Annotated in this window: 7 protein-coding genes; all 7 read left to right on the top strand. The window is 44.3% G+C overall.

All coding sequences use genetic code 11. From position 1 onward, the window contains the following. On the top strand, window positions 1-668 hold a 668-nt coding region (locus tag U9Q77_00315), incomplete at its 5' end, for a sugar phosphate nucleotidyltransferase (GenBank protein ID MEA3285804.1). Window positions 669-680: 12 nt separating this feature from the next. Beyond that, window positions 681-1,046, top strand: a complete 366-nt coding sequence (locus U9Q77_00310) for a four helix bundle protein (protein ID MEA3285803.1) — start codon at window positions 681-683, stop codon at window positions 1,044-1,046. Between the two features lie 57 nt (window positions 1,047-1,103). Next, window positions 1,104-1,661, top strand: coding sequence for a dTDP-4-dehydrorhamnose 3,5-epimerase (gene rfbC / locus U9Q77_00305; GenBank protein MEA3285802.1), 558 nt, complete (start codon window positions 1,104-1,106; stop codon window positions 1,659-1,661). Window positions 1,662-1,808: 147 nt separating this feature from the next. Beyond that, window positions 1,809-2,408, top strand: a complete 600-nt coding sequence (cysC, locus tag U9Q77_00300; GenBank protein MEA3285801.1) for an adenylyl-sulfate kinase — start codon at window positions 1,809-1,811, stop codon at window positions 2,406-2,408. Window positions 2,409-2,679: 271 nt separating this feature from the next. Then, on the top strand, window positions 2,680-3,597 hold the full coding sequence (cysD, locus tag U9Q77_00295; protein ID MEA3285800.1) for a sulfate adenylyltransferase subunit CysD: 918 nt from the start codon (window positions 2,680-2,682) through the stop codon (window positions 3,595-3,597). Window positions 3,598-3,674: 77 nt separating this feature from the next. Continuing rightward, window positions 3,675-4,025, top strand: coding sequence for a four helix bundle protein (locus tag U9Q77_00290; protein ID MEA3285799.1), 351 nt, complete (start codon window positions 3,675-3,677; stop codon window positions 4,023-4,025). 17 nt (window positions 4,026-4,042) lie between these two features. Further along, window positions 4,043-5,950, top strand: a complete 1,908-nt coding sequence (cysN, locus tag U9Q77_00285; protein MEA3285798.1) for a sulfate adenylyltransferase subunit CysN — start codon at window positions 4,043-4,045, stop codon at window positions 5,948-5,950. Window positions 5,951-6,387 lie beyond the last annotated feature (437 nt).

Here is a 6,387-nt window from a genome sequence, read left to right as displayed (position 1 = left end):
ATCCCTTATCAACGCTACTGTTGGCTGGGATTCATGAGATATTGATCATCTCAACACCTGAAGATCTCCCACGATTTGAACAGCTTCTAGGCGATGGCAGTCGTTTTAACGCGACATTTTCATATGTAGTGCAGCCAAGTCCTGACGGATTAGCTCAAGCCTTTATTTTAGGTGAAGAATTTATCGACGACGATGATGTCTGTCTGATCCTGGGAGACAATATCTTCTTTGGCCATGGTCTCATCGATATGCTCAAGGAAAGCACCCGGATCGTAGCTGACGAGGGTGATGCAGTGGTTTTTGCCTATCATGTTGAAGACCCTCAACGTTATGGTGTGGTAGAATTTGAAGAATCTGGAAAAGCTTTATCCATCGAAGAAAAACCGGCAGACCCTAAAAGTAATTATGCTGTGGTTGGTCTCTATTTTTACCCCAATTCAGTGGTTGACGTGGCAAAAAATATAAAGCCATCAGCCCGAGGTGAACTGGAGATCACATCAGTCAATCAACATTATCTGGAAGCCGGGGACCTGCAGGTTCAGATCATGCAACGTGGTTTTGCCTGGCTGGACACAGGCACTTTTGACTCCCTGATGGAAGCCTCTCAGTTTGTCCAAACGCTGGAGCGCCGCCAAGGCCTGAAGATTGCTGATATTGAAAACTTGTAGTCGAAAGTCTGAATGTCAAAAGTCTCTAATTTCGAAGATCTACGAATCTGGCAAGAGGCTAGAGTGTTAGTTCGGGAGGTCTATACATGTGTAGGTAAAAGTGCAAATGTAGCTAAAGATTGGGGCTTTCGAGATCAGATCCAGACAGCAGCTGTTTCGATTATGAATAACATTGCCGAAGGCTTTGAACGTTCCTCTGATAAAGACTTTGCTCGATTTCTTGATATTGCCAAGGTCTCTTGTGGCGAAGTCCGTAGCATGCTTTATTTGGCAGAAGACTTAGAGTATATTGCCTCCACCGATTCAGCAAAATTACGAGAAAAGGCTGTGAATATTTCTAAAGGGATTGCCGCTCTAACTAAACATTTACGCCATTAAGCAAGGAATTTCCCATGACTACCTTCGACTTTAAGACCTTTGACTTTGGACTGATCCATGAAATTTAAAGTAACCCCACAACAAATCCCTGACGTTCTATTAATTGAGCCAACAGTCTATAACGATGACCGGGGCTATTTTAAAGAGAACCATAATCAGCGGGATTTTGAAGAATTTTTGCCAGGTGTCCGGTTTGTTCAATCCAATGAATCTCTTTCCAAAAAAGGTGTTATCAGGGGACTGCATTTTCAGCGGGCACCTCATGCTCAGGCAAAGCTGGTCAGAGTTGCCCTTGGAACTGTCTGGGATGTAGCCATAGATCTGCGACAGGATTCACCCACATTCAAGCAATATGTATTTGCTGAGTTAAGTGCTGAGAATCACCGTCAATTCTTCATTCCCGCCGGTTTTGCTCATGGATTTATTGTGATCAGTGATAGGGCCATTGTCCAGTACAAAACGGACGCTTTTTATTGCGCCGAAGCGGATGGCGGGATTTATCCCTATGATCCTGATTTGAATATTCCCTGGCCGTTGCCAAAAATGGAGCACTTATTATCTGAAAAGGATCTATTATTACCTGCTTTATCAACCCTGGGATTAGAACAAAACTGAAACAACAGGAATACACAATCACAAACCCACCCAGTCTTGATTCAGGCCACCCAATAATGCAAATTAACTCATCAAACTCACTTAACCCACTTAACCCATTAACCCATTAACCCATTAAACTCACCAAACTCATAACATCCCACGGGAATTACTAATATGACAAACCTAACCCAACACCCACAGTCAATCACTTTGACTGAGCGCGAAGTTAAAAATGGTCATAAAGCTGCTGTCCTCTGGTTTACCGGTCTCTCCGGATCCGGGAAATCCACACTAGCCATGGCGCTTCAAGAAAAATTGTTTCGTCTGGGTTGTCAGGTCACCGTTCTTGATGGCGACAATGTCCGCCAGGGGCTTAATGCTGGTCTTGGATTTAGCGCCGAGGATCGTATTGAAAATCTCCGTCGAGTAGCTGAGGTGTCCCGGTTATTTGCCGAATCAGGGTTTATCGTGTTGACCTCCTTTATTTCACCTTTCCAGCAGGAGCGGGATCGGGCAAAAAGCATTGTTGCCCCGCATCATTTTTATGAGATCTATATCCAGGTCGATTTTGATATTGCAGAACAACGTGACCCGAAGGGTTTGTATAAAAAAGCACGAGCGGGTGAGCTTAAGGAATTCACGGGTTTGGACTCACCTTATGAAGTTCCAAAGCAGCCCGATCTGGTCATTTCCAATTCAACTCAAAGTATTAAGTCGGGTGTTGATCAGCTATTGGAATTCCTGAAGGATAAGGCGATTATTTAGACGTTAGTATTTTTGGTGAAACACTTATAAGTCCCGTCTTCATGTGAGGTACTGATGCGGCGATCTCAAAATTGCCACTAGACCTGAAGATTTATCCATCGTAGCAGAGGCGCAGATGGATTGCTTCGTCGTTACACTCCTCGCAAAAAAAGGAAGATCCTGGGGGCCAGAAATCACCTGCAATCAATAGTTTCAACTCACGCTTTCCCCGGTTAATATGCAGTAATGAGAGACACACCGAATGAAAGAAATAATTTGATATTGGTATTGTATGAAATCGACTGAATCTTACAAATTGACAAACCTTCAGGAATTGGAGTCTGAGAGTATTCACATTATCCGGGAAGTGGCTTCGGAGTTCGAAAACCCGGTTATGATGTATTCCATAGGTAAAGACTCCTCGGTCATGGTGAAGCTGGCCCAGAAAGCCTTCGCACCCGGCAAGATTCCTTTCCCCCTGTTGCATGTTGATTCGCACTGGAAGTTCAAAGAAATGATCGCCTTTAGAGATACTTTTTGCTCCGATAATAAAATTGATCTCATCGTTTATAAGAATGAAGAAGGTGTAAAAAACGGAATAGGTCCGTTTACCCATGGTAGCAAGATTCACACAGATACCATGAAAACTCAGGCTTTGCTCAAAGCATTGGATCAGCATCGATTCGATGCGGCCTTCGGAGGTGCTCGCCGGGACGAAGAAAAGTCTCGTGCTAAAGAACGAATTTTCTCATTTCGAGATAGCTTTCATCAATGGGATCCTAAAAATCAACGTCCTGAGCTATGGAATCTATACAATACTGAAGTCCGTAGAGGCGAGAGCATTAGGGTCTTCCCGATCTCAAATTGGACCGAATTGGATGTATGGCAGTATATTCGACATGAGCAGATTCCCATTGTTCCGCTCTATTTTGCCAAACCCCGTGAAGTAGTGGATCTGGATGGTCAGCTCATACTGGTAGATGATGACCGCATGCCGGCAGATGTGGCCGCTCGCAAAAAAATACGCACCGTTCGCTTCAGAACCCTGGGCTGCTACCCTCTCACCGGAGCTGTAGAGTCCGAAGCAGATACTATTGAGAAGATCATCGAAGAAATGATGACCGAAACCAGATCCGAACGTACCACCAGAGTGATCGATTTTGATCAAGATGGATCTATGGAGCAGAAGAAGCGGGAGGGGTATTTTTAATTTGGAAGTTTGGAAGTTTGGAGGTTGGGAAGTTTGGGAAGTTGGGATGTTGGTTTTAGCTAAGGAATCTAGGGATAATGGCAACTCATAAAGAGCTCGATGTTTGGAAGGATTCCATAGAATTTGTTACAAGAATCTACTTGCTGACTAGCGATTTTCCTGATTCTGAGCGATACGGACTCGTTTCTCAGATGAGACGATCTGCAGTCTCAATTCCTAGCAATATTGCTGAGGGGGCATCACGTGGTAGCAATAAAGAGTATGTTCGATTTATTAATATTAGTCTTGGTTCATTATCTGAGCTTGAAACACAAATCATTATTGCTAAAAAATTGGAGTATCTCTCATCAACTGACATTATTGATGACCTTGAAAAGATCCAAGCAATGTTATATAAATTACGCAATTACCTAAAATTAAATTCTTAATGGAATCTGTGAATACTATGGCTACAAATAACCTCCAAACCTCCAAACTTCCAAACCTCCAAACCCAAGGAATCGAAGATTTTCTCGCCCAAGATGAAAGAAAAGACCTCCTCCGCCTCCTCACAGCTGGCTCTGTGGATGACGGAAAATCAACCCTCATCGGTCGTTTGCTTCATGATTCAAAAAAACTGTATGATGATCAGTTGGCCACTCTGGAGCGGGATTCAAAACGGGTGGGGAATGCCGGTGAAGAAATTGATTACGCTCTTTTGCTGGATGGGCTGAAGGCTGAGCGTGAGCAGGGGATAACCATTGATGTGGCGTATCGATATTTCTCCACTTCAAAGCGTAAATTCATCATTGCGGATACGCCGGGACACGAGCAATATACACGCAATATGGTCACGGGTGCTTCCACAGCCCACCTGGCCATCATTCTCATCGATGCCCGTAAAGGTGTGATTACCCAGACCAGGCGTCATTCATTTTTGATCTCACTTCTGGGTATTAAGCACGTGATCGTGGCAGTGAATAAAATGGATCTGGTAGAGTATGACCAGGGGGTGTTTGAAGCGATTCGAGATGACTATCTGGAATTTACCACGCGGTTGGATATCCCAGACATCCAGTTTGTACCCCTTTCGGCCTTGAAAGGTGACAATATTGTTGACCCAGGTGAGAACATGTCCTGGCATCACGGTCCTAGTATCATGAACTTGCTGGAGACTATTCCCATCTCAGCTGATCGAAATTTTGTCGATTTCAGGTTTCCCATTCAATATGTCTCACGACCCAACTTGAATTTCCGAGGTTTTGCCGGACGTCTGTCCTCTGGAATCCTCCGCAAGGGCGATGAAGTGATTGTCCTGCCGTCGGGGAAATCCAGTACTGTCAAATCGATGGAGTCAATGGGCCAAGAGGTAAAGTTTGCTTTCCCGCCCCAGAGTATCATGCTGACCCTGGAGGATGAGATCGATATCAGTCGGGGAGATATGCTGGTTCGTCGGAATAATCAACCCCAGGTGGAACGTCATTTTGAAGCCATGTTGGTTTGGATGGATGAAGCTCCCCTTGACACGAATCAACAATTCATTATCAAGCACACGACACAGAAGACCAAAGCCAGAATAGATACAATTCGTTATATAATTGATGTCAATACCTTGCATCGATCCGAAAAATCTGAGTTTCAACTGAATGAGATCGGTCGAGTTGTCATCACATCTTCAAGACCATTATTATTTGACAGCTATCGTAAGAATCGTCAGACTGGCAGCTTTATTCTCATTGATCCATTGACCAACAATACAGTTGCAGTAGGCATGATCATTGATCGGGTCAGCTCTGAGACATTGCCTTCCAAAATCGCTTACCAGCATGGTGCAGAGATCGATAGAAGTCTAATAACCCGTGCTGAACGTCAACAACAATTCGGACAACAACCCTTGACCTATTGGATCACCGGTTTACATGCTTCAGGAAAAAATGAGTTGGCTTACGAGTTGGAAAGGGCGCTTTTTGATCAGGGTAAAACAGTCGTTGTTTTGGATGGGGCTAAATTACGATCCGGATTAAACCGTGAGCTTGGTTTCGATAAGGCAGATCGTGATGAGAATCTCAGACGGGTCGCAGAAATGGCCAAGCTTTTGAATGACCAGGGATTGATAGTAATTGCTGTTTTTATCTCACCGGATCGGGAGACTCGTCTCCAGGTTAAAGAGATCATCGGGTCGCAGACTTATAAAGAGATCTTTGTGAATACACCACTTGAGCGTTGTCTGGAGCAAGATGAAAAGGGGCTTTACCAAAAGGCTGACAAGGGGTTGCTTAAGCATTTCCCCGGAGTAGATATTTCCTATGAATCCGGTACTGCAGATATAACGCTTGAAAATACTGATACTGTGGATATCGCTGATTTGATTTAAAGGTTTGGATGTCCCGTCTCCGTTCCTACGGAACTACGCCAGGACAAGTTGGACGTTTGGGGGGTTCAGGGGGTTTCCTCCACCGTCCTCGCGAGTGAGGTACTGATGCGGCGATCTCAAAATTGCCACTAGACCTGAAGATTTATCCATCGTAGCAGATGCGCAGATGGATTGCTTCGTCGTTTCACTCCTCGCAAAGACGATCCGGGGTCTTTTCTTCATCGTGCTCATTCGTTAAATTCGTGCCCTTCGTGTCAATAAAAAAACCCCAACTCTACCGCTAATCTAAAACTACCCTCAAAGGCACTAAGCAAAAATAAATCACCATCCTCCCATACACCTTATACCCCAAAATACCCCCAAACTCATCAATAAATACCCCACAAAGCAAGAAATAACCCCTATAATCAACTTTCAACTTTCAACTTTCAGACTTT

Source organism: Candidatus Neomarinimicrobiota bacterium (assembly GCA_034716895.1).
GTDB lineage: Bacteria > Fidelibacterota > UBA8477 > UBA8477 > JABMPR01 > JABMPR01.
The sequence above is the reverse complement of the archived record's forward strand: the minus strand, read 5'-3'. Positions and strand labels throughout refer to the sequence as shown.